The sequence below is a fragment of the Microbacterium kribbense genome (genome assembly GCF_039537285.1).
Lineage (GTDB): Bacteria > Actinomycetota > Actinomycetes > Actinomycetales > Microbacteriaceae > Microbacterium > Microbacterium kribbense.
In genome coordinates this window covers 312,785-334,570 of record NZ_BAABAF010000001.1, presented here as the reverse complement: position 1 = coordinate 334,570, position 21,786 = coordinate 312,785, and the positions used below count along the sequence as shown (strand labels likewise).

At 69.4% G+C, this 21,786-nt stretch carries 22 protein-coding genes; 7 read left to right on the top strand and 15 right to left on the bottom strand.

Translation table 11 applies throughout. The features are described from left to right. Positions 1-80 precede the first annotated feature (80 nt). Positions 81-1,451: an HNH endonuclease signature motif containing protein gene (locus ABD705_RS01505; RefSeq protein ID WP_344779786.1), complete on the bottom strand. Its 1,371-nt coding sequence runs from the start codon at positions 1,449-1,451 to the stop codon at positions 81-83. A 274-nt stretch (positions 1,452-1,725) separates the two neighbouring features. On the opposite strand from ABD705_RS01505, the gene ABD705_RS01500 reads away from it, so the two are divergent. Then, positions 1,726-2,382: a histidine phosphatase family protein gene (locus ABD705_RS01500; RefSeq protein ID WP_344779784.1), complete on the top strand. Its 657-nt coding sequence runs from the start codon at positions 1,726-1,728 to the stop codon at positions 2,380-2,382. A gap of 10 nt (positions 2,383-2,392) precedes the next feature. Here ABD705_RS01500 and ABD705_RS01495 read toward each other — a convergent pair whose 3' ends face one another. Further along, entirely contained in the window at positions 2,393-2,794 is a 402-nt protein-coding gene (locus ABD705_RS01495; RefSeq protein WP_344779782.1) for a PPOX class F420-dependent oxidoreductase, read from the bottom strand. Positions 2,795-2,853: 59 nt separating this feature from the next. Here ABD705_RS01495 and ABD705_RS01490 point away from each other — a divergent pair, with 59 nt between their 5' ends. Beyond that, positions 2,854-3,348 carry a methylated-DNA--[protein]-cysteine S-methyltransferase gene (locus ABD705_RS01490; protein WP_344779780.1) on the top strand — a complete coding sequence of 165 codons (495 nt, stop codon included), beginning with the start codon at positions 2,854-2,856 and terminating at the stop codon, positions 3,346-3,348. 67 nt (positions 3,349-3,415) lie between these two features. Beyond that, positions 3,416-4,009, top strand: coding sequence for a GNAT family N-acetyltransferase (locus ABD705_RS01485; RefSeq protein WP_344779778.1), 594 nt, complete (start codon positions 3,416-3,418; stop codon positions 4,007-4,009). 23 nt (positions 4,010-4,032) lie between these two features. Here the strand turns inward: ABD705_RS01485 and ABD705_RS01480 are convergent, their stop codons facing one another. The 3 genes from ABD705_RS01480 to ABD705_RS01470 are packed head-to-tail and all read right to left on the bottom strand — an operon-like array spanning position 4,033 to position 8,216. Beyond that, the gene (locus ABD705_RS01480; RefSeq protein ID WP_344779776.1) at positions 4,033-6,072 is read right to left on the bottom strand and encodes a vWA domain-containing protein; all 2,040 of its coding nucleotides are present in this window, start codon (positions 6,070-6,072) and stop codon (positions 4,033-4,035) included. Positions 6,073-6,123: 51 nt separating this feature from the next. Then, positions 6,124-7,542, bottom strand: coding sequence for a sigma 54-interacting transcriptional regulator (locus ABD705_RS01475; RefSeq protein ID WP_344779774.1), 1,419 nt, complete (start codon positions 7,540-7,542; stop codon positions 6,124-6,126). Continuing rightward, the gene (locus ABD705_RS01470) at positions 7,539-8,216 is read right to left on the bottom strand and encodes a class I SAM-dependent methyltransferase (RefSeq protein WP_344779772.1); all 678 of its coding nucleotides are present in this window, start codon (positions 8,214-8,216) and stop codon (positions 7,539-7,541) included. The genes ABD705_RS01475 and ABD705_RS01470 overlap by 4 nt, the downstream gene beginning before the upstream one ends. 94 nt (positions 8,217-8,310) lie before the next feature. Here ABD705_RS01470 and ABD705_RS01465 point away from each other — a divergent pair, with 94 nt between their 5' ends. Then, complete coding sequence (locus tag ABD705_RS01465; protein WP_344779770.1) at positions 8,311-9,234, top strand: ketopantoate reductase family protein; 924 nt, start codon at positions 8,311-8,313, stop codon at positions 9,232-9,234. Positions 9,235-9,288: 54 nt separating this feature from the next. Here the strand turns inward: ABD705_RS01465 and ABD705_RS01460 are convergent, their stop codons facing one another. The 6 genes from ABD705_RS01460 to rpsF all read right to left on the bottom strand — a co-directional run bounded on the left by ABD705_RS01460 (position 9,289) and on the right by rpsF (position 13,388). Beyond that, a complete protein-coding gene (locus ABD705_RS01460; protein ID WP_344779768.1) occupies positions 9,289-9,585 on the bottom strand; it encodes a GNAT family N-acetyltransferase in 297 nt (98 codons plus the stop codon). 100 nt (positions 9,586-9,685) lie between these two features. Further along, positions 9,686-11,059, bottom strand: coding sequence for a replicative DNA helicase (gene dnaB, locus ABD705_RS01455; RefSeq protein WP_344779766.1), 1,374 nt, complete (start codon positions 11,057-11,059; stop codon positions 9,686-9,688). Between the two features lie 658 nt (positions 11,060-11,717). Further along, positions 11,718-12,170, bottom strand: coding sequence for a 50S ribosomal protein L9 (gene rplI, locus ABD705_RS01450; RefSeq protein WP_344779764.1), 453 nt, complete (start codon positions 12,168-12,170; stop codon positions 11,718-11,720). 11 nt (positions 12,171-12,181) lie between these two features. Further along, entirely contained in the window at positions 12,182-12,436 is a 255-nt protein-coding gene (rpsR, locus tag ABD705_RS01445; protein ID WP_029146075.1) for a 30S ribosomal protein S18, read from the bottom strand. 63 nt (positions 12,437-12,499) lie between these two features. Next, entirely contained in the window at positions 12,500-13,000 is a 501-nt protein-coding gene (locus tag ABD705_RS01440) for a single-stranded DNA-binding protein (RefSeq protein ID WP_344779761.1), read from the bottom strand. Positions 13,001-13,004: 4 nt separating this feature from the next. Beyond that, positions 13,005-13,388: a 30S ribosomal protein S6 gene (gene rpsF, locus ABD705_RS01435; RefSeq protein WP_344779759.1), complete on the bottom strand. Its 384-nt coding sequence runs from the start codon at positions 13,386-13,388 to the stop codon at positions 13,005-13,007. A gap of 191 nt (positions 13,389-13,579) precedes the next feature. On the opposite strand from rpsF, the gene ABD705_RS01430 reads away from it, so the two are divergent. The 3 genes from ABD705_RS01430 to cds1 all read left to right on the top strand — a co-directional run bounded on the left by ABD705_RS01430 (position 13,580) and on the right by cds1 (position 15,906). Then, positions 13,580-14,554, top strand: coding sequence for a hypothetical protein (locus tag ABD705_RS01430; protein ID WP_344779757.1), 975 nt, complete (start codon positions 13,580-13,582; stop codon positions 14,552-14,554). A 90-nt stretch (positions 14,555-14,644) separates the two neighbouring features. Further along, a complete protein-coding gene (locus tag ABD705_RS01425) occupies positions 14,645-14,791 on the top strand; it encodes a hypothetical protein (protein ID WP_344779755.1) in 147 nt (48 codons plus the stop codon). Positions 14,792-14,814: 23 nt separating this feature from the next. Continuing rightward, positions 14,815-15,906: an L-cysteine desulfhydrase Cds1 gene (gene cds1 / locus ABD705_RS01420; RefSeq protein ID WP_344779753.1), complete on the top strand. Its 1,092-nt coding sequence runs from the start codon at positions 14,815-14,817 to the stop codon at positions 15,904-15,906. A gap of 269 nt (positions 15,907-16,175) precedes the next feature. On the opposite strand, the gene ABD705_RS01415 is transcribed toward cds1, so the two are convergent. The 4 genes from ABD705_RS01415 to ABD705_RS01400 all read right to left on the bottom strand — a co-directional run bounded on the left by ABD705_RS01415 (position 16,176) and on the right by ABD705_RS01400 (position 21,776). Next, positions 16,176-17,900 (bottom strand): dipeptide ABC transporter ATP-binding protein, encoded by a 1,725-nt coding sequence (locus tag ABD705_RS01415; RefSeq protein ID WP_344779751.1) that lies wholly within the window; start codon positions 17,898-17,900, stop codon positions 16,176-16,178. Then, positions 17,897-18,877 carry an ABC transporter permease gene (locus ABD705_RS01410; protein ID WP_344780418.1) on the bottom strand — a complete coding sequence of 327 codons (981 nt, stop codon included), beginning with the start codon at positions 18,875-18,877 and terminating at the stop codon, positions 17,897-17,899. Before ABD705_RS01410 ends, ABD705_RS01415 begins: the two co-directional genes overlap by 4 nt. Positions 18,878-18,975: 98 nt before the next feature. Continuing rightward, a complete protein-coding gene (locus ABD705_RS01405; protein WP_344779749.1) occupies positions 18,976-20,052 on the bottom strand; it encodes an ABC transporter permease in 1,077 nt (358 codons plus the stop codon). Positions 20,053-20,132: 80 nt separating this feature from the next. Further along, entirely contained in the window at positions 20,133-21,776 is a 1,644-nt protein-coding gene (locus tag ABD705_RS01400; RefSeq protein ID WP_344779747.1) for an ABC transporter substrate-binding protein, read from the bottom strand. Positions 21,777-21,786 lie beyond the last annotated feature (10 nt).

Genomic DNA, 21,786 nt, shown 5'->3' with positions numbered 1-21,786 from the left:
GGTCAACTCTTTGGTTGTATCTACAACAGGTGCGCCGTGCGATTCATTCCCGGTGCCCTGCGTGCCCGAAGATTCACGGATCAGGCGGCCTGATAGCAGAAGCGCGCTCTGCCGCCCAGGCGCGGCGTTCGTCCCGGATCGACGGTGGGTGGTGGGATGAACCAGACCCTGGCCTCGACGCCACGGCCTTCGATGCGGATGTCCCATCCGTTGTCGTGGATGCGGTGGTGACAGGACTCGCAGAGCAGGACGCCTTCATCGAGGTTGGTGCTGCCGTGATCTCGCAACCACCAGTTCAGATGGTGGGCCTTGGTCATCCCCGGCGGCAGGTTGCACATCGCGCAGCCGCCGTCGCGTTCGACCAGAGCCAGTCGCTGTGCGAGGGTGAACAGGCGCTTCTTCCGACCCCAGTCGACGATCTCACTGTCCCCGCCCAACACGGCCGGGATGATCCCCGCCGCCGCGGCGTACCGGCGGGCCGAAGCCGGCGAGATCGGCTGGGTGATCCCGTCGATCTCGGCAAGTCCCACCCCGTCGGTGAGAGCGTCCAGGCTCATCCGGACCACGACGGTGGCGCCCGACAGTGGCAGGTCACTGTGCTGGCAGCCCAGTGCGTGCTCAGCCAGCTGGATCAGAGCGTCGGCCTGCAGCTGCGCGACGGAGGGGCGGAGTGCATCGTCATCCCCACAGGTGACGTCGTTCCGCGACTGCCGGAACCCGGCGGTCACCAGCGCATCGATCGCCGTCTTCAGCGATGCACCGCTGACGGCGTCGAGCTTGCCGTCGACGTACACGAATCCGTCGCGTTCGAACAAGCGCAGCGAGCGCTCCCCGCGCCGGTCGCGTTCGGCCGGTTCCACACCGTCGGGATCGAGCCACGCCTCGGCATGCGTGATGAGCTTGCGCAGTTGATCGAGGCTGAGCCCGGGAGCCCGCTCGACGAGGGTCTGCTCGACCTGGTCACGGTCGCCGGGGCTGCTGCGCAGCGCCACCTTGTCGAGCATGCCCACGATCAGGGCCGCCGCGAGCTGGCCGAGCCGGCCGGCGGCCATCCCGGCCGCGACGTGCGGATGCTTGGGCGGCAGCGGCTCCCCCGTCAAAGTGGAGCGCGGTGCGACGGCCTTGCCGACGCAGACCAGGCGCTTGGCGTCACCGGCGCCGATTCCGCCGGTCGCGGCGATCAGAGCCGTGCAATTGCGGAAGCCTTGCTGCTTGGCCAGCGAGTCCGGCCCCAGCTCGGGGCGGCTCTCGTGCTCGATCTCGGCCGAGACCTGCGCGCGCACGGTGTCGAGTCGTCGGCCCACCGCGGCGAGCGCATGGTTGACGGCCACAAGCCCGGCCCGGTCGAGCTCGGATGCCGGCCCGGCGGCATCCGCCTTCCCCGTTCCACCGGACCACGCACGGCGCAGTGCGGCGACCGCGTCTTCGAGTCCAATGAGGGAGTCTTCCATACCTTTAATAGTACGCAGATTCTATACTCTGTCAATATCTACACCTTATTCTCTCGAATCTGTGCATAACCACTTTGAGGCTACGCCTGGGGAGGAACCAATATAGCCCGCTGCTATGTTCTAATCTTCGTGCACATCGATGTTCGATTCCGCGCACCTCATCCGACGCTCGCTCCCTCCGATTCGACCCATAAGGAACCGCCGGCGCCCGCACGCATCGCCGTGAATGCACGCGGTGCGCTGGATTGCACCCGGCGGCGAGTACGGTGGCGTCGTGGACACCTTCGACGAGCTGCCCGACCATCCGGCCCCCGACAATCCGGCGGGCAAGCTCGTGCTGCTGCGACACGGCGAGACGGAGTGGTCGAAGGCCGGCAAGCACACCGGGCTGACCGACATCCCGCTCACGGCGCGCGGTGAGCAGCTCGCGCATGCGGCCGGCGCGCTCGTGAGCGGCTACGACTTCCGGCTCGTGCTGGCCTCACCGCTGCAGCGCGCGCGGCGCACCGCCGAGCTGGCGGGGCTGCATCCGCAGATCGATCCCCTGCTGGTGGAGTGGGACTACGGCGGGTACGAGGGGCGCACGACGCGGGAGATCCGCGCCGAGCTCGGCTACAACTGGACCGCGTTCACGCACGGCGTGATCCGCGGCAAGACGCCGGGCGAGACGGTCGAAGAGGTCGCCGCCCGCGCCTCCCGCCTGCTCACGCGGGTGCTGCCGGCGATGGCCGAGGGGGATGTCGCTCTCGTCGCGCACGGGCACTACCTGCGCATCCTGACGGCCGTGTTCCTGCGCCAGGCGCCGCGGTTCGGCGCGATGATCACGCTCGACGCCGGATCGGTCTCGGTGCTCGGCTTCTATCGCGAGCAACCGGCGATCCTCGCCTGGAACCACGGCCCGGAACTGCCCCGGGTGCCGTCCGAGACGTGAGCGGCGGCTCCTACTGGGATGTCGACCGCTCGATCGACATCACGAGGATCACGCGGTCGGCCTTGTCGCGCGGCGGCGTGGTCCCGGCATCCCCGTATCGGTTCTGCAGCCGCACATAGAAGGCGCCCTCGGGGTCGGGCACCGCCTCGATCAGCCGCCCGGCGACTTCGAGGTAGTGCGACGGATTGTCCGGATCGAGGATCGACAGCGCCATCGACGGGTTGAGCTGCAGATTGCGATACTTCTGGCGCTTCGAGGTGTGCGTGAACCGCACGTGCTCGCCGTCGAACTCGAACCACATCGGAGTGACCTGCACGGTGCCGTCGGGACGGACCGTGCCGAGGTGCCCGAACAGCGGCAGGTCGAGCAGGTGACGACGGTTCGCGGGAAGGATGCTGTCGAGATCAGTCATGACTCCAGCATGCCCACCTCGCGTGCCGCTGTGTCGGATCGCCGCGATACCCTTCGGCTATGACGTCGTTCGGCACCCTGGCCACACCCGTGGGCACGCTCGGTGTCGTCAGCAGCGGCGACGCGATCACGCACGTCGGGTGGCGGATGCTGCGGCCGGCGGATGCGGCCGCACGGGCGGACCCGCTGCTGGATCAGGCGATCGCGCAGCTCGCGGAGTACTTCGCCGGCACGCGGCGCAGCTTCGACCTGCCGGTCGACCTCGGCGCACCGGCAGAGGGCACCCGCGCCGTGCTCACCTGCCTGCATGAGACCGTCGGGTATGGCGAGTCGATCACCTACGGCGACCTCGCCGCCCGCAGCGGGTCGGGCATCCCGGCGCGCGGCATCGGTGCGATCATGGGCGCCAACCCGATTCCGATCATCGTGCCCTGCCATCGCGTTCTGGCCAGCGACGGTCTGGGCGGCTACTCCGGGGGCGAACCCGGCAAGGGCCCGGCCACGAAGCGCTGGCTGCTCGAGTTCGAAGGGGCGCTGCCGGCGCCGCTGTTCTGACCCAGGAAACCCGGCGCCGCGGTTCCGACGCGGCAGGCGCCGCGGCGACCCAGTCCAGGAGGCATCCATGTCATTCACCGATCCGAGCGCCCCCATCCCCGCCGGGTTGCGGACGGCGGAGTTCGTCCTGCGCCCGATCACGGCCGAGGATGCCGCGCAGGACCACGCCGCCGTGATGGAGACGCGCGCGGACCTGCGGTTGTGGGAGCAGTCGACGTGGCCGGCCGACGACTTCACGGTGGACGACAATCGCGAAGACCTCATCGGCCTCGAACGCCGCCATGCCGCCGGTCGCGCGTTCACATACACGGTGCTCGACCCCGACGGCGCCGACAGTCTGGGGTGCGTGTACGTCTTCGCGACGGATGCTGCATTCCTCGCGCGATCGCTTGTCACGCCGGTCACCGACCACGCATGGGCCGACGTCGACGCGGTGATCTACTTCTGGGTCCGCGCGTCCCGTGTCAAGACCGGCATGGACGGGCGGCTGCTCGCCGCGCTGCGCACATGGTTCCGCGACGAGTGGCAGGTCCGGTGCGGTGTGTACGTCACGAACGAGCAGTTCATACAGCAGCTCGAACTGCTCCGCAGCACCGATCTGAGCCTGAGGTTCGAGCTGCGCGAGCCCGGCAAACCCGGCACATACCTCGCCTTCGGCTGACCGCCGCGGCCTCCCGTCCGCTGCTACCACCAGGATCGGCCGCGCAGCATCGCCGCGAAGTCTTCGGGGGCGCCCGCTCGTCCCGGCCGCGATCCCAGGTAGCTGTCGACCACGGCACGGCCGAGGTCGGCCAGTTCCGGGGCGACCACCCGGCCATCGGCGCGGTACGCGAGCGCATCGATGAACCGCGCGAGAGACGGATCATCGCCCAGGCGGAAGAACGTCGTCTGCGCGCCCATCCGCTGCACTGTGTCGAGTTCGCGCACCGTGACGGCCACCGTGTAGGGATCGGGCGGGTATGCGAAATACACCTCACCGCTGGGCCCAAGGTGGGCGGTCGGCTCGCCGTCGGTCACGATCAGCAGCACCGGCTGCGCCGTCGGATGGCGCCGGAAGTGCCGCTGGGCCAGCAGCAGCGCGTGATGCAGGTTCGTGCCCTTGTCCCACACGGCGTCCTTCGCCGTGAGCTGCTCGATGTCGAGCACTTCGGCATACCGCGAGAACGCGATCAGCTGCAGATCGTCGCCGCGAAACCGTGTCGAGATCAGGTGGTGCAGCGCCAGCGCCGTGCGCTTCATCGGCACCCACCGGTCGTCCATCGCCATCGAGAACGACGTGTCCACCAGCAGCGCCACGGCGGCCGTCGTGCGCTGCTCGGTCTCGACGACCTCGACGTCGCGGGTGTCCAGCCGCACCCCGTGCGCGGCGTCGCCGCCGGCGACGATCGTGCGCAGCACGGCGTTGGAGACCGTGCGCGGGATGTCCCACGGCTCGGTGTCGCCGTATGCCCACTCGCGCGTCGCGCCGGTGCGGTCGCCGGCCGCGCCGGCGCGGCGCGTCTCGCGGCGCCCCACCCTGCCGGACTGGCGGGTCGCGACATCCCGCATCAGCGCCCGCCCCAGCTGCCGCATCGCCCGCGGAGTCAGCCGCAGCGCGCCATCCGAGGCCCGCTGCAGCATGCCGGTCTCGCGCAGCTGCTGCTCGAGATCGCGCAGGGCGCGTGCGTTCACGGCGGCCTCGTCGCCGACCAGGCGGGCGAGCGCATCGAGGTCGATGTCGTCCATCCGCGCACCGGGGTACATCTGCCCCAGCTGTTCGGTCAGCGCGTCGAGGTCTGACAGATCCTGCATCACGCCCGTCGCCTCGCCGAGCCCCATCGGCTCGTCGCCGGAGAAGGATGCCGAACCCGTCCAGTCCTCGCCGGGCCGCAGTGCGCGCAGGTTGTCGTCCAGGAGGGAGAGCGACTGCATGAGCTCGGGTGAGCCGAACGCCTGCGCCGCCAGCGTCATCAGCTCGTCGCGTTGCTCGGGACTCATCGAGTTCAGCATTCTCTGCGCCGCGGCCGAGCGCTGGGCGAGAGCATCCATCAGCTCGTCGAGGTTCTGCGGATTCTCGGGGAACTGCGCGCCATGCGCGCGCATGAACTCGTCGAAGTCGGCCTGCGTGTCCTCACCGAGCCGGCGCTTCTGAAGCAGGGCGTTCAGATCGTCGAGCATGTCGCGGATGGCTTGGCGATCGGCGTCCGTCGCGTTCTCGAGCGCCTGCTTCATGCCCGCGAAGCGCTGATCCAACAGCTCGCGACCGAGCAGCTCGCGGATCTTGTCGTAGTCGGCCCGCGCGGCAGGGCTGTGCCAGTCGTAGTCGGCGAGGTCGTTCACCGCTGCGGCGGTGCTCGGCGGCAGGTTCTCGAGGCGCATCTCGGCGAAGGCCCGCGCGTCGTCGTCGAGCTGCACGTCGGTGGCGAGGCGCTTGCGCTCTGCGAGCACGGCTCGGTCGAGCAACTTCCGTACTTCTTGCAGCGTGCCGTCCAGACGATGCCGGCTCACCAGCTCGGCCCGGCGTTCGCGCACGCGGCGCGCCAGCTCGTCGAGCCCCTGCCGGCCGGAACCGCCGCGACGCAGGTATTCGCGCATCGCGCGCTCGGCCGAGACGCCGGCCATCACGTCGGCGCCGATGGCCTCGAGCGCCTGCTGCACGGGCACCGGCGGCGCGAGCGGGTCGCCGCCGGAATACCTGCCGTACCGTGCCGTGTGCGCGGGCACGCGGTGAAAGCTGCGGACCATCAGCCGCTCCTTCTCAGACTGCCGGGTGGATGCCGCAGGTCGAGACTCCGCTCAGCCATAGACGGTCTCTCCTCCGGCGCTCTCTTTGCCGATCAGCCGTTCCAGGTACAGCGATTCGAGCAGCAGCTCGACGGCGCCGGCGCGTTCGCCCGGCGTGTGCGCGTCGAGCCGGTCGGCGACCCGGTCGTACAGGTCGGATTCGCCGAGCACGGGCAGGGCGGCCAGCACCTCTGCGGCGGCAACCTGCTCACCGGTCATCACCGTCGCCCCGCCGGCGGCCGCGTCGGCGCCGTGCGCGCCGTGCAGCGCCTCGACGAGCACGATGGCGTCGATGCCGCTCAGGTGCGCGCGGGCGGTCTCGGCCACGGCGGTGCGCAGCAGGTGCTCGAGGATGGCGCGCTCACGCCCCTCTTCACCCGTCTCGAACTCGATCTTGCCGCCGAGCACATCCACGGCCGTCTCGAGGTCGACGGGGCGTGCGACGGCCTCGGGTTCATGCTGCCGCGTCGCGCGATGCAGCGCGGCCGCCGCGATCGTCTCGGCGCCCGCGATCGCGAAACGCGCCGAGACGCCGGCGCGCTGGTCCACGACATCCGACTCCCGCAGATTGCGGGTGAACCGCGCGAGGATCTCGAGCAGGTGCGCGGGCACGTCGGCGACCAGCTCGGCCTCTTGCCGGATCACCGCGACCTCTTCGTCGATCGTGGGCGGGTAGTGCGTGCGGATCTCGGCGCCGAAGCGGTCTTGCAGCGGCGTGATGATGCGGCCGCGGTTCGTGTAGTCCTCGGGGTTGGCGGTGGCGACGATGAGCACGTCGAGGTCGAGACGCAGCACGTAGCCGCGGATCTGGATGTCGCGCTCTTCCATCACGTTCAGCAGCGACACCTGGATGCGCTCGGCCAGGTCGGGCAGCTCGTTGATCGCGACGATGCCGCGATGGCTGCGCGGCACGAGCCCGTAGTGGATCGTCTCGGGGTCGCCCAGCGACCGCCCTTCGGCGACGCGGATCGGGTCGACGTCGCCGATCAGGTCGGCCACCGACGTGTCGGGCGTCGCGAGCTTCTCGGCATAGCGCTCGGAGCGGTGGCGCCACGCGACGGGCAGGTCGTCGCCGAGTTCGGCGGCGCGGCGAAGGGATGCCGGTGTCACCGGCTGGTACGGGTGCTCGCCGAGCTCAGACCCCGCGATGACCGGCGACCACTCGTCGAGCAGCCCCACCAGGCTGCGCAGCAGGCGCGTCTTGCCCTGCCCGCGCTCACCCAGGAGCACGATGTCGTGGCCGGCGATCAGGGCCCGCTCCAGCTGCGGGATGACGGTCGTGTCGAATCCGTGGATGCCGGGCCACGGGTCGATCCCGTCGGCGAGCATTGCCAGCAGGTTCTCGCGCAGCTCGGCGCGCAGCGGTCGGTGCACGTGGCCCGACGCACGCAGCTGACCGGCCGTGGTGATCTCGGGAGGTGATGAGGTCATGGGGAGAGGTTAAGCCGCACAGCACGCGCGCGGGCCGGTTTCGCGGGATCCTCATCCGCCGGCGGGCGCTGCGCCGGGCCGAGCACGATCATGCTCGCCGGGATCGAACCCCGAGGCGACGTCGTCTCGAACGCGGTGTCGGTGACTCCGAGAAGCCGCCAGCCGGCCCCGAATGAGGCCACGACCTCGGCCGGGCTCACCCCGGGAGGGCCCCAGGAACGCGCGGGGTCGGGCCGCGCGCACAGCAGCAGGCACCGGCCGTCGGGAGTGAGCACCCGCTCGGCCGATGCCGCGTACCGCCGCCGGTCACGCACATCGAACATGTGGAATACGCCGGAATCGATCACCACGTCGGCAACGCCCTCGAGATCGTCGGGCAGGGAGGCGGCATCCAGTATGTCGGCGACTTCGAAACGCGCTGTCTGCCGCCCGGCAGCCACCTTGGCACGCGCCGAGGCGATCGCCCGCGACGAGATATCGAGGCCGATGGCGTCTGCACCGCGCTGCGCCGCCAGCAGCGTCTGCTCGCCGGTGCCGCACCCGAACTCGACGACGGTGCCGGTCAGCTGGTCCGCGGCGGCGAGGAACGCCGGCTGCGGGCGGCCGATGTCCCAGGGCGGGGTGCCCAGGTAGGTGCGATCCCACTCCGCACCGCGTGCCTTGTCGTCGACCATGTTCTGACCGTAGTCCGACCGGGGCCGGGCGGGGCGGCGAGGACGCCGCGGTCGCACCGCTGCGCGCATCGGGCACGTGGCTACGATGAACGTCGTGACCCATCCCATCGAGCGCGTCGCGGTGATCGGCGCGGGAGCCATGGGCGGCATGTACGCGGCGCACTTCGCGCGCGCCGGGTTCGATGTGCGCTTCATCGCCCGCGCCGATCGCGCCCGCATCTTGCGGGACTCGGCGGTGACCGTCAACGGCGAGCCGCTGCGTGTGCCCGTGGTCGATGCCGACACCGCACGGTCATGGACGGCCGACCTGGTGATCTTCGCGGTGAAGGACCGCCATCTGCGTGCCGCGATCGACGAGGCGGCGATGGTGGTCGCGCCGTCGACGATCGTGCTGTCGGTGCTGAACGGGCTCGATTCGGAAGAGCGGATCGCGACCGGGCTGGGGTCTGCTCCGTCGGTGCTGCTGTGCGTCGCGATGGCGATGGATGCCGAGCGGGCCGGCGACGACATCCACTTCCGCCAGGCCGGCAGGCTGGTGTTCGGACACGAGCACAACGACGAGGTCAGCCCGGTGGTGCGGGCGGTGCAGGATGCCTTGACGCGTGCCGGGCTGGAGTGGGAGACGCCGCCGGACATGCGGCACCGGCTGTGGTGGAAATTCATGGTGAACGTCGGCATCAATCAGGCATCCGCAGTCCTCGATGCGCCCTACGGTGCGTTCCAGCACGACGGGGACGCGCGGTCGCTGATGGCGGCGCTGGTCGACGAGGTGATCGACGTCGCGCACGCCGAGGGCGTGGATCTCGGACCCGACGACGTCGACGCCTGGCACCGCGTGCTGGCCGGCCAGCCGGCCGAGGGCCGGACGTCCATGCATCAGGACGTCGTGGCCGGCCGCCCCACCGAGGTCGAGTCGTTCGGCGGTCGGGTCGTCGAACTCGGGCGCCGGTACGGCATCCCGACGCCGTTCAATCAGGCGATCGTGTGGGTGCTGCGAGCGCGCACCGGGCGGGCGTGACGGCGGCACCCCGAGCCGTTCAAGAGCGTTGCCGTCACGGGATTCTGCACAGCGTCACCGCACCATCCGCGCGTCGGTGATGATCGGCGTATACGGGTCGATCTGCTCGACCCCATCGAGCCGAAAGCCGTTGCGCCGGTAGAACGCCGTCGCCCGCGGATTCTCCTTCGCGACCCAGAGCATCGCGGCCCCGCCACCCAGAGTCTGATCGAAGAGCGCCTGGCCTACTCCCGTTCCGTAATGCGCCGCGAAAACATAGATCGCATACAGCTGATTCCTCCGAGAAGAAGTCAAGGATAGGAGATGCGCATAGGCCTCACGCCACGTAGCGACGTGGACATCGGCGATCACCTCGGCGTCACTAGGCGTCGGCACTCGGATCCTGAAGCTCACCTGCTCATCGTGCCAGAGTGTGCCGCCACGAAGTCAGCGGACGCGCATCCCCGATCTCCTACTGGAAGTCCCCCACCGGGGCCATGTCGGCGAAGCGCGAGAAGTGGCCCTGGAAGGCGATCTCCAGCGTTGCGGTGGGGCCGTTGCGGTGCTTGGCGACGATCAGGTCGGCCTCGCCCGGGCGGCTGTCCTTGTCATAGACCGACTCGCGGTGCAGCAGGATCACCATGTCGGCATCCTGCTCGATCGAGCCCGACTCACGCAGGTCCGACACCTGCGGCTTCTTGTCCTGCCGCTGCTCCGACCCGCGGTTCAGCTGCGATAGCGCCACCACCGGCACCTGCAGCTCCTTGGCCAGCAGCTTCAGCGCACGCGAGAACTCGCTGACCTCCTGCTGGCGCGACTCGACCCGCTTGCCGCTGGTCATCAGCTGCAGGTAGTCGATGATCACCATCTTCAGCCCGACGCGCTGCTTGAGCCGGCGGCACTTCGCCCGGATCTCGACCAGCGTCATGTTCGGACTGTCATCGATGTACAGCGGCTTCTCGTTGATGTGGCCGCGCGTCCTTGCCACCGTGGTCCAATCGCGCTGGTCCAGCGTGCCCTTGCGCATGTTCTGCAGCGGGATGGCGCCCTCGGCGGACAGCAGGCGCATCGCGATCTCGCTGCGCCCCATCTCGAGCGAGAAGAAGATCGTCGGCATGTCGTGCTTGATCGCCGCCGAACGGGCGAAGTCCAGCGCGAGGGTCGACTTGCCCATCGCCGGCCGGGCCGCGACGACGATCATCTGCCCGCCGTGCAGGCCGTTGGTCAGCTCGTCCAGCTCACGGAATCCGGTCGGGATGCCGGTCATCTGACCGTCGCGCCCCTTGGCCGCCTCGATCTCCTCCACCGCGGCATCCACCGCCATCGTCAGCGGCACATAGTCTTCGGACGCCTCGAGCCCGGTCACCGAATAGATCTCGGCCTGGGCGTTGTTGACCAGATCGAGCGCCTCGCCCTGCCCGGAGTACCCCATCTGCACGATGCGCGTGCCCGCCTCGACCAGCCGGCGCAGCAGCGCGCGCTCGGACACGATCGACGCGTAGTAGCCGGCGTTGGCGGCGGTCGGCACGATCGAGGTCAGGGTGTGCAGGTAGTCCGCGCCCCCGGCCCGCTGCAGGTCGCCGGTCTTGATCAGCTCGTCGGTGACGGTGATCACGTCGGTCGGCTCGCCGTGCGAGTACAGCGTGAGGATCGCCTCGAAGATCAGCTCATGCTTCGGCATGTAGAAGTCGGCCCCGCGCAGCGTCTCGATGACGTCGGCGACGGCATCCTTCGACAGCAGCATGCCGCCCAGCGTGCTCTGCTCGGCGAGGATGTCGTGCGGTGGAGTGCGCTCATGCTCGCGGGGTGCACCCAAGCGCTCTTCGGAGATGTCCGCGATCGACACGTCGTCCGTCCTCCTTCACGTTCGGGTACGCATGCACAGGCCGATGGAGAAGTCAGCCTCAGCTGATGCGGTACCCCGTGATCTCAGCAGACCACACACCCCCGACATCCCTCATCGCTGACGGATGCTTCCCCCGGTTCGACCAGTTCCCCACGCTAGGCACCCCCCTGATCCGCCGCAAATCGCCCTGTGGATAACTCTGTGGAGAGATTGCGAAAAACGCCGTTGAGCCTGTGCACAAGCCCTGTGGACAACATCGCTGTCATTCGTGCGAAGTCACATTTTTATAGCATCTGACCTGGGATTGCTAATTGCACAGCCTGTGGATGGAAGCACACTTGAAGTAGCGGTTTAAGGTTCCCCCGCGCGAGGGAGTTATGCACAGGATGCGCGTGAATGCAAGTCGGCCCTGACGCCCGCAGTACGAACGGCCGAACACGGCGGCAACGCCACAACCGCCGACGGAACCAGCGACGTCCTCGGCTCCCAGAGCCCGCCGGCAGGTGCTGTGCCGGCGCTCGGCGGCATTCAGGGTGCACTCCGGGGCGGGGGGGCGATCTACGGCGTCCAGGGCGCCAGGGGTCCAGCAGGCGCTGAGCGGGTGCTGGGCACGCGAAAGGCCGTCGACCGGGGGCCGACGGCCTTTCGGCGTGCCGCCTTACTTGGCGGCGACCACCTGCAGGCTGATCACGGCGACCAGCTCTTCACGCAGGCGAATCGTCGCCTCGTGCTGGCCGGTCGACTTGATCGGTGCGGTGATGTGGATCTTGCGCTTGTCGAGCTCGCCCAGACCCGCGGCCTTGACCGCGTCGGCGATGTCGCCGGTCTTGACGGCGCCGAACAGGCGGCCTTCCGAGCCGGCCTTGACGGTCAGGGTGACCCGGTTCGACTCGAGCGCGTCCTTGAGCGCCACGGCTTCTTCGAGGTCGTGGATCGCGCGGGAGTCACGGGCGGCGCGAATCGACGCCACCTGCTTCTCGCCACCGCGGGTCCAGGAGACCGCGAAGCCCTGCGGGATGAGGTAGTTGCGGGCGTACCCGTTCTTGACCTCGACCACGTCGCCGGCGCTACCGAGCCCGGCGACCTCGTTCGTGAGAATCAGCTTTGCCATTCGGGTGCCCCTTACCGGCCAGCGCCGGCGTAGGGCAGAAGAGCCATCTCGCGCGCGTTCTTGATCGCGCGGGCGATGAGGCGCTGCTCCTGCACGGAGACACCGGTGATACGACGGGCGCGGATCTTCCCGCGCTCCGAGATGAACTTGCGAAGCGTGGCGACGTCCTTGTAATCAATGACGCCGACCCGGATCGACTTCGCGGGAGCGGCGTTCTTCGCGCCCTTCCGCGGCTTGCGGCGGTCGCCGCTCGACTTTCCAGCCATGTTGTTCCTTAGATCAGATGAGAGTCGGATGCCTCAGCCCGGGCAGTGCGCCCGGGACCGGCATCAGAACGGGGTGTCGTCGCCGTAGGCGCCGGGAGCACTCCAGGCGTCGGCACCGGAGGCGCCGCCGGACGAGGAGCCGGGGGTCGACCACGGCTCTTCCGAGACCTGCTGGCGTGCCTGCTGGCCGCCGCCGGACGAGGCGGCGCGCGTGACCTGCGCGGTCGCGTAACGCAGCGAGGGGCCGATCTCGTCGACCTCCAGCTCGATCGACGTGCGCTGGTTGCCTTCGCGGTCCTGGTAGGAGCGCTGCTTCAACCGACCGCTCGCGATGACCCGGGAGCCCTTCGTGAGCGAGCCCGCCACGTGCTCGGCGAAGTCGCGCCACACGCTCGCGCGCAGGAACAGCGCTTCGCCGTCCTTCCACTCGTTCGCCTGGCGGTCGAAGGTGCGCGGCGTCGATGCGATCGTGAAGTTCGCGACGGGCAGTCCGGACTGCGTGTAGCGCAGCTCGGGGTCTGCCGTGAGGTTGCCCACAACGGTGATGATCGTTTCGCCGGCCATTTCGCTACGCCTTCGCTCCGGCGGTGGCCTTCACGGCGGTCGCCTTGCGGGCGGCCTTGGCCTCGGAACGGACCTTCTCGGCCGCGACCTGGGCGATCGCGTCCTCGGCGCGCAGGATCTTGGTGCGCATGATCTGCTCGTTCAGGCCGAGCTGACGGTCGAGCTCCTGGGTGGCCTCGCTGGTGGCGGTGAAGTCGACCACGGCATAGATGCCCTCGGTCTTCTTCTGGATCTCGTATGCGAGCCGGCGGCGGCCCCAGATGTCGATCTTTTCGATCGTCCCGCTGGCGTCGGTGAGGACCTTGAGGAACTTGTCCAGCTGCGCAGGCACCTGGCGCTCGTCGATCTCAGGATTGAAGATGACCATGAGTTCGTACTGGTGCGTCACTAACCCACCTCCTTCGGACTAGAACGGCTGACGGGTATCTCCCGTCAGCAGGAGGGTGTGAACTTGTCGCCCGCGCACGCACAGTCGCGTCGCCAGGCAACCTTCACAGTGTAGCGGATGCCGCGCCCGGCCACCGACCGCGATGAAGGACCGTCGCCATGCCGCACGCCCCGGCCCGGTAGCGTGGTCGGATGGAATGGACAGCGGATGCCTCGGCCGGCGACTGGCTGCGGGGGCGCATCGACGACCCCTGGTGGGGCACGATGCACGATGTCGTGCCGCGGGGCTTCCCCGCCTATGCGCGCATCTTCCATCCCGCCACCCGCGAGCGGCCGGTCGGCCGCTCGTGGCCGGCCGACGGCGACCCGGACGGCTGGGAGGCCTTCGCGGCGGCCCGGCCCGAGGTCGACACCGAGTGGGTGCGATGGGCGCAGGCGGCCGCCGCGTTCGGCACCGTGATGCATCCGCTCGCGCAGTGGCAGCGACTGCTCGGCCGCCACGACCCGCACCCCGACGGCACCGCCGCCCGCGACGGCGCCGGGTGGCGCTACCTCGACCCGCCGGAAGGGCAGGTCGAGGCGGCATCCCTCGCCGCGGCCGCACAGATCCTGTCCGCGCACACGACGACACCGGATGCCGGGTTCATCGCGCTGTGGGAGGGCTGGGGCGGGGTCACCGGCGGCATGGGCTTCGGGCCGAGTCGCACCCTGGTCGCGGTCGAGCCCGACGCACCGCCGCGGCACGCGGAGTTTCTGGCGCATACCGGAGGCGACGTGTTCAACAATCCGCTCCGCAAAGACACCTGGCAGCCGGGCATCCTGCCCGACGACGTCTCGCGCGGGCCCCGGCTGCACCTGCCGGGCCGGGATCACGTGCTGTTCCGCGGCGGGGTGGCCGAGCTCGCCGATCCGGGGTGGCTGCGCACGGCGCCGTGGACCGACCACGCCGCCGAGCAGTTCGGCGGCGAGCCGAGCGCCGAATCGCCGAGCCTGGTCTGGCCGGATGACCGCGCGTGGGTGCTGGTCAGTGAGGTCGACTTCGATTCGACCGTCGTGGGCGGCAGCATCCCGGCCATCGCCGCACTGCTGGCAGATCCGCGGCTGGAGGCCGCCGCGATCGGTGTCGATGCCGACCTGGGCTGGGACGCCGACGAGGAGAACCGGTGAGCCAGGCCACCACCGAGTTCGACGATCGCTGACCGAGCCCGTCGACCGGGCGGCGGCACGCTCGAGCTGGACGCGCCGCTGCCGAACATCGTGCTGGACTCGGCGGCGGGCAACGGCGTGTTCGGCTCGAATCTGCCGGTCAGCCTCGCGCGCTCCCAGCGGCTGGGCCTGGAGGGCGACTTCGACAAGCACTTCGCGCTGTACCGCCCGCAGGCGCCCGCATCAGCCCCCGGATAGGCTCGCGGGGGAGGGAGACGCCGATGTCACACACGCAGACCGAACCCGGGGCCACACGGGCATGGGTGAGCGAGGCGGTGCGCAAGGTCGAGGCCGACGCGAACCGGTCCTCGGACACGCACCTGCTGACCGTGCCGCTGCCGGCCGACTGGGGGATCGAACTGTACCTGAAGGACGAGTCGACCCATCCCACCGGCAGCCTCAAGCACCGGCTCGCGCGCTCGCTGTTCCTGTACGGCCTGTGCAACGGGTGGATCCACGAGGGGTCGACGATCGTCGAGGCATCCAGCGGGTCGACGGCCGTGTCCGAGGCGTACTTCGCGCGGATGCTGGGGCTGCCGTTCGTCGCGGTGATCCCGAAGACCACGACCGACGAGAAGATCGCCCTGATCGAGTTCTACGGCGGCAGCTGTCATTTCGTCGACGACGGCGCCGGCGTGTACGCCGAGGCGGCGCGGGTGGCCGAGGAGTCCGGCGGGCACTACATGGACCAGTTCACGTTCGCCGAGCGGGCCACCGACTGGCGGGGCAACAACAACATCGCCGAGTCGATCTTCCAGCAGCTCGCGCAGGAGCGGCATCCCGTGCCGCGCTGGATCGTGGTCGGCGCCGGCACCGGCGGCACCAGCGCGACCATCGGGCGGTACGTGCGCTACCAGCGGCATCCCACCCTGCTGTGCGTGGCCGACCCCGAGAACTCGGCGTTCTTCCAGGCCTGGCGCACCGGCGACCGGTCGGTGACGACGGCGCACGGCAGCCGCATCGAGGGCATCGGGCGCAGCCGGGTCGAGCCGAGCTTCTTGCCGCAGATCGTCGACGAGATGGTGCAGGTGCCGGATGCGGCATCCATCGCCGCGATGCGGTTCCTCGCCGCACGCACGGGCTTCCGCGCCGGCGCATCGACCGGCACGAACCTGTGGGCGGCGTTCGGCCTGATCGCCGGGATGCTGCACCGCGGGCAGACCGGCAGCGTCGTCAGCCTGCTGTGCGACGCCGGCGACCGCTACCGGCACACCTATTACAGCGACCAGTGGCTGGCCGAGCGCGGCCTGGACCTGGCCGGCCCGACCGCGACGCTGGAGGCCTTCATCACGACCGGCGCCTGGCCCGCGTAGCCCGGCGCGCGACGGGCAGCGTAGCCCGGCCCACGAGACGGGCAGCGTAGCCCGGCCCACGTGCGGCCGTGCGTTGACCAGAGGCGCACGCGCGCCCGTTCCTTGCAGCCACGCCCGTTTTCGCCGACGGGAATCGCTCGCGCTATAGAAAGTTGCATCCGCGCCCGAAACAAACAGGCGCGGATGCAAGAAACGACAGCGCGAACGCTCGACCCCGCCGGGCGTGCCACGCCGGGCGAGACCCCGCCGAGCGTGCCACGCCGGGCCCGCTACCGATCCGGGTCGGGGTCGGACAGCTCCGCCTCGTGCCACGCGGCGCGGCGCAGCGCCTGCGCCTCGGGGTCGGGCACCGGGATGGATGCCAGCAGCCGGCGGGTGTAGTCGTCCTGCGGGTCGCGCAGCATCTGCACCGTCGTGCCCTGCTCGCGGATGGTGCCGCGGCGCAGCACCACGATGCGGTCGGCGACCTCGTCGATGACGGCCAGGTCGTGGCTGATGAACAGGCAGGCGAAGCCCATCTGCTCCTGCAGCTCGGCGAACAGCTCGAGCACGCGCGCCTGCACCGACACGTCCAGCGCGCTGGTCGGCTCGTCGGCGATCAGCAGCTTGGGGCGCAGCGCGATGGCCCGCGCCAGCGACGCGCGCTGGCGCTGTCCGCCGCTGAGCTCATGCGGGTACCGGTCGCCGAACGATTGCGGCAGGTGCACGGCATCCAGCAGCTCGTTCACCTGCGTGCGCGCAGCACGGGCGTTCGCGGCGCGTCCGTGCACCACGAGCGGCTCGGCGACGCACTCGGCGATCGTCAGCAGCGGGTTGAAGCTCGTCGCAGGATCCTGGAAGACGAACCCGACATCGGGGCGCAGCTTCTTCAGATGGCGCGGCTTCGCGCCGCGCATCTCGGTGCCCAGCACCTGCAGCGACCCGGCGACGACCGGGGTCAGGCCCACGATGGCGCGACCGATCGTGGTCTTGCCCGATCCGGACTCGCCGACCAGGCCGAGCACCTCGCCGGGCGCGATCCAGAAGTCGACACCGTCGACGGCGACCACACCGATGCGGCCGAACCGGCCCGGGTAGGCGATCCGCAGATCCCGCGCCACGACCGGCGACCCGGCCGGCGGCTCGGTCGGCGCAAGGGTGGCGGCATCCTGCCGGGCGCTCTTGCCGTGGCCGACATGCGGCACCGCCGCCAGCAGGGTCTTGGTGTAGTCCTGCTGCGGATGCGCGAACAGCTCGCGCGCGGGCGCCTGCTCGACGATCTCGCCCTGATACATCACGACGACCCGGTCGGCCAGGTCGGCGACCACGCCCATGTTGTGCGTGATCAGCACGACCGTCGCGCCGAACTCGTCGCGCGCCGTGCGCAGCAGATCGAGGATCTCGGCCTGCACCGTGACATCCAGCGCCGTGGTCGGCTCGTCGGCGATGATCAGCCCGGCATCGAGCACGAGGGCCATCGCGATCACGATGCGCTGCTTCTGCCCGCCCGAGAACTGGTGCGGGTACTCGTCGACGCGCCGCTGCGGGTCGGGGATGCCGACCCGGCGCATGATGTCGATGGCACGGCGGCGCGCCTCGCGCCGCGAGATGCGGTGGTGCGCGCGCAGTCCCTCGGCGATCTGGAACCCGACCGTGAACACCGGGTTCAGCGCCGTCGACGGCTCCTGGAACACCATCGCCGCGTCGCGGCCGCGCATCGCACGCAGCTGCGCGCGGGTGGCGTGCACGACGTCGGTCTCGGTACCGCTGCGGCCGCGGATCACGAGTGCGCCCGACAGCGTCGCCGTCTCGGGCAGCAGGCCCAGCAGCGAGTTGGCCGTGACGGTCTTGCCCGATCCGGATTCGCCGACGATCGCCAGCACCTCGCCGGCGTGGGCCTGCAGCGAGATGCCGTCGACGGCGACGACGGGGTCGCCGTCGGTGGCGAAGGTCACCTTCAGGTTGCGGATGGATGCGGCATCCGGCGTCTGCGCATCGATCATCGTGTCGCTCATTCGTCGTCACCTCCCGTGGCGGCCACGCGGCGCCGACGGCGCAGCCGCGGGTCGCTCAGGTCGCTCAGGCTCTCGCCGACCAGGGTGATGCCCAGCACCACCAGCACGATCGCGACCCCCGGGGGGATCGCCGTCCACCAGATGTGGCTGGTCACGTCCGACACCGACCGCGACAGGTCGTAGCCCCACTCGCTGGCGGCGGTGGCCTCGATGCCGAAGCCGAGGAAGCCCAGGCCCGCCAGGGTCAGCACGGCTTCGGAGGCGTTCAGGGTCAGCACCACCGGCACCGATCGGGTGGAGTTGCGCAGCACGTGCCGCACCAGGATGCGCAGCGTCGGCACCCCGATCACCCGCGCCGATTCGACGAACGGCTCGGCCTTCACGCGCACCACCTCGGAGCGCACGACACGGAAGTACTGCGGCACGAACACGACCGTGATCGAGATGGCCGCCGCCAGGATGCCGCCCCACAGCTTGGACTGGCCGTGGCTGATCACGATCGCCATCACGATCGCCAGCAGCAGCGACGGGAACGCATAGATCGCGTCGGCGATGACCACCAGCACGCGGTCGAGCCAGCCGCCGAAGTAGCCCGAGATCAGGCCGATGAAGATGCCGATGAAGATCGAGAACAAGATCGCGCAGACGATCACCAGCAGCGCGGTCTGCGCCCCCCAGATCGTGCGCGAGAGCACATCGAAGCCGCTGACCGTCGTGCCCAGCAGGTTGCGCGCGCTCGGCGGCTGCAGCGTGCCGAAGTCCTGCCCGTCCGCGCCGGTGCGCTGCGCGTAGCCGTAGGGGGCGATCCACGGTGCGAACGCCGCGACGATCACGAACAGCACGGTCAGCACGAGGCCCACCACCAGCATGGTGCGCTGCCAGCCCACGCTGTGCTTGAGGTGCGAGACGATCGGCAGGCGGTCGGACAGCGGACGCCGGGCCAGGGTGGCGGCGGCCGGAAGCACGCCGGTGGGCATCGGGTCGAGCATGCCGGTCGGGGTCGGGTCGGTCGCACGGTCGACGCCGGCCTCGAGCTCGGTGCTCGAGCCGCCGGCGGCGGTCTGCTCGTCGCTCATCAGTACCTCACTCGCGGGTCGATCGTGACGGCTATCACGTCGACGATGAAGTTGGCCACCGCCACCACGACGGCGATCATGATCACGATGCCCTGCACGGCGACGAAGTCGCGTGCCTTCAGATAGTCGGCGAGCATGAAGCCCAGGCCCTTCCATTCGAAGGACGTCTCGGTCAGCACCGCGCCCGACAGCAGCGCGGCGATCTGCAGCCCCATCAGCGTCACGACCGGGATCAGCGCCGGCCGGTAGGCGTGCTTGGTGACCAGCCGCCGCTCGCCGACGCCGCGCGAGCGCGCCGACGTCACGTACTGCGCCTCGAGCGTGCCGATGACGTTGATGCGCACCAGCCGCAGGAAGATGCCGGCGGTCAGGATGCCCAGCGCCAGCCCCGGCAGCACAGCATGCCAGAGCACATCCAGCACGGCGTCGGCGCTGCCCAGCTGAAAGGCGTCGATGAGATAGATGCCGGTCGGATGCGGCAGGCTCTGCAGCGCGAGTTCGACGCGGGTGGATGCTCGGCCCGACACCGGCAGGATGTTGATCTGCACCGCGAAGACGAGCTTGAGCAGGATGGCGATGAAGAAGATCGGCGTCGCATAGCCGAGGATCGCGCCCACCCGCAGCAGCGCGTCCTGCCACCGGTCGCGCTTGTAGGCGGCGATGAGCCCGAACGGGATGCCGAGCAGGAACGCGACGATCAGGGCGTAGAAGGCGAGCTCGAGAGTGGCCGAGCCGTACTGCAGCAGGATCTGGCTGACCGGCCGGTTGTCGGTCAGCGTCGTGCCGAAGTCGCCGCGGAACACGCCGCTGAGGTAGTCCAGGTACTGCACGATCAGCGGGCGGTCGTAGCCGGCCTCGTGGATCCGCTCGGCCAGCTGCGCGGGCGGCAGCTTGCCGCCCAGGGCCGCCGTGATCGGGTCGCCGGTCATCCGCATCAGGAAGAACACGGTGGTGACCAGGATGAACACGGTCGGGATGATCAGCACCAGGCGAACGAGGATGTATCGCCACAGCCCGCCGCTTCGGGCGCGGACCGGTGCGGATGCGACGTCGGCTTCTTCGACGGCTATGGCCATGCCTGCACCTTACTCAGAGAATGGGTGCGGGCCGGGTCCCGCAGGTGGCTGCGATGACCCGGCCCGCGAATTCGTGCGTGTTACTTGTGGAGCGGCGCGTAGCGGAACTTGAACGAGCCGTCCAGGGTGGTGCCCTGCACGTCGGTGCCGACCACGGCGACCTGGGCGCCCTGCAGGTACGGCAGGGTGGACAGGTCCTTGGCGACCAGGTCCTGGACCTGACCGATCTCGGCGGTGCGCGCAGACGCGTCGGTCTCGGTGCCCTCCTTGGAGATCAGCGCCTGCACATCGGCGTTGTCGTAGTGGTTGCCCAGGAAGTTGTCCTTCGCGAAGAACGGCGACAGGTAGTTGTCGGCGTCCGAGAAGTCCGGGAACCAGCCCAGCTGATACATCGGGTAGACATCCGCGGTGCGGTCCTTCGAGTACTGCACCCACTCGGTCTGGGCCAGGTTGACCTTGAACAGGCCGCCCTTCTCGAACTGCGTCTTCAGGGCCGCGTACTCGTCACCCGACGACGGACCGTAGTGGTCGCCGTTGTACTGCAGGTTCAGGGTGACCGGGGTCTTCACACCGGCCGCCTCGAGGGTCTGCTTGGCCTTGTCGCCGTCGGGGCCGCCCTGGCCGTCGCCGTAGAGGCTCTTCAGCGACTCGTTCGCGCCGGTCATGCCCTGTGCGACGTACGAGTACAGCGGGGTGTAGGTGCCCTTGTAGATGTCCTTCGACAGCTCATTGCGGTCGACCAGGTCGGCCATCGCCTGGCGCACGGCCAGCGCCTTGGCCGGGTCGGCGTCGGCGGTCTTGGCGCCGAACGGCATCGTGTCGAAGTTGAACACGATGTAGCGGATCTCGCCGCCGGGACCCTGCACGACCTTGACCTTGTTGTTCGTGCCCAGGTCCGCGATGTCGGTGGGCGAGAGGCTGCGGAAGGCCACGTCGATATCGCCGTTGGCCACAGCGAGCTTCAGGTTCGAGGCATCCGCGTAGTACTTCACGGTCACGCCCGAGTTCTCGGCCGCACCCAGTTCGCCGGCGTAGTCCTTGTTGGGCTCGTAGTTGACCAGTTCGTTGACTTTGTAGGACGTGATCACGTACTGGCCGCCGAAGGCCTTGGCCTTGACGATGTCGGCGTCGGGGGTGACCTTGTCGGGCGAGAACACCTGCTCGTCGACGATGGGGGCCGCCGGGCTGGAGAGGATCTGCGGCCAGGTCTGGTCGTTGGGGTTCTTCAGGTGGAACACGACCGTGGTGTCGTCGGGGGTGTCGATGCTGACCAGGTTGCCCAGCAGCGATGCCGGCCCCTGCGGGTCGTTGATCTTGGTCTGGCGCTCGAACGAGAACTTGACGTCCGACGAGGTGAGCTCGTCGCCGTTGGCGAACTTCAGCCCCGGCTTGAGCTTGACCGTGTATTCGGTCGGCGCCGTGAAGTCGGCCGAGACGGCGATGTCGGGGGTGACATCGGCCGTGCCGTACTTGCTGTTGAGCAGGAACGGGTAGATCTGGTTCATCACGGCGAACGACCCGTTGTCATAGGAGCCGGCCGGGTCGATCGACACGATCTTGTCGGTCGTGCCGATCAGCAGCGAGGCCGCCGAGCCGCCGTTGTTCGTCTTGTTGGTGTTGTCGGTGTTCGCGCCGCCGGCACAGCCGGAGAGCACGATGGCCGAGGCGCTGAGCGCGCCGAGCGCGAACAGGACGCGCCCGCGGGTGGATGACTGCAGTGACATGGATTTACCT

Coding starts and splice junctions, on each gene's coding strand:
- ABD705_RS01430 (WP_344779757.1), top strand. CDS start 13,580: ATGGAATGGACAGCGGATGCCTCGGCCGGCGACTGGCTGCGGGGGCGC.
- ABD705_RS01495 (WP_344779782.1), bottom strand. CDS start 2,794: ATGACTGATCTCGACAGCATCCTTCCCGCGAACCGTCGTCACCTGCTC.
- ABD705_RS01505 (WP_344779786.1), bottom strand. CDS start 1,451: ATGGAAGACTCCCTCATTGGACTCGAAGACGCGGTCGCCGCACTGCGC.
- rpsR (WP_029146075.1), bottom strand. CDS start 12,436: ATGGCTGGAAAGTCGAGCGGCGACCGCCGCAAGCCGCGGAAGGGCGCG.
- ABD705_RS01470 (WP_344779772.1), bottom strand. CDS start 8,216: ATGGTCGACGACAAGGCACGCGGTGCGGAGTGGGATCGCACCTACCTG.
- ABD705_RS01410 (WP_344780418.1), bottom strand. CDS start 18,877: ATGCCCACCGGCGTGCTTCCGGCCGCCGCCACCCTGGCCCGGCGTCCG.
- ABD705_RS01480 (WP_344779776.1), bottom strand. CDS start 6,072: ATGGTCCGCAGCTTTCACCGCGTGCCCGCGCACACGGCACGGTACGGC.
- ABD705_RS01475 (WP_344779774.1), bottom strand. CDS start 7,542: ATGACCTCATCACCTCCCGAGATCACCACGGCCGGTCAGCTGCGTGCG.
- ABD705_RS01440 (WP_344779761.1), bottom strand. CDS start 13,000: ATGGCCGGCGAAACGATCATCACCGTTGTGGGCAACCTCACGGCAGAC.
- ABD705_RS01485 (WP_344779778.1), top strand. CDS start 3,416: ATGTCATTCACCGATCCGAGCGCCCCCATCCCCGCCGGGTTGCGGACG.
- ABD705_RS01415 (WP_344779751.1), bottom strand. CDS start 17,900: ATGAGCGACACGATGATCGATGCGCAGACGCCGGATGCCGCATCCATC.
- ABD705_RS01405 (WP_344779749.1), bottom strand. CDS start 20,052: ATGGCCATAGCCGTCGAAGAAGCCGACGTCGCATCCGCACCGGTCCGC.
- ABD705_RS01490 (WP_344779780.1), top strand. CDS start 2,854: ATGACGTCGTTCGGCACCCTGGCCACACCCGTGGGCACGCTCGGTGTC.
- rplI (WP_344779764.1), bottom strand. CDS start 12,170: ATGGCAAAGCTGATTCTCACGAACGAGGTCGCCGGGCTCGGTAGCGCC.
- cds1 (WP_344779753.1), top strand. CDS start 14,815: ATGTCACACACGCAGACCGAACCCGGGGCCACACGGGCATGGGTGAGC.
- ABD705_RS01400 (WP_344779747.1), bottom strand. CDS start 21,776: ATGTCACTGCAGTCATCCACCCGCGGGCGCGTCCTGTTCGCGCTCGGC.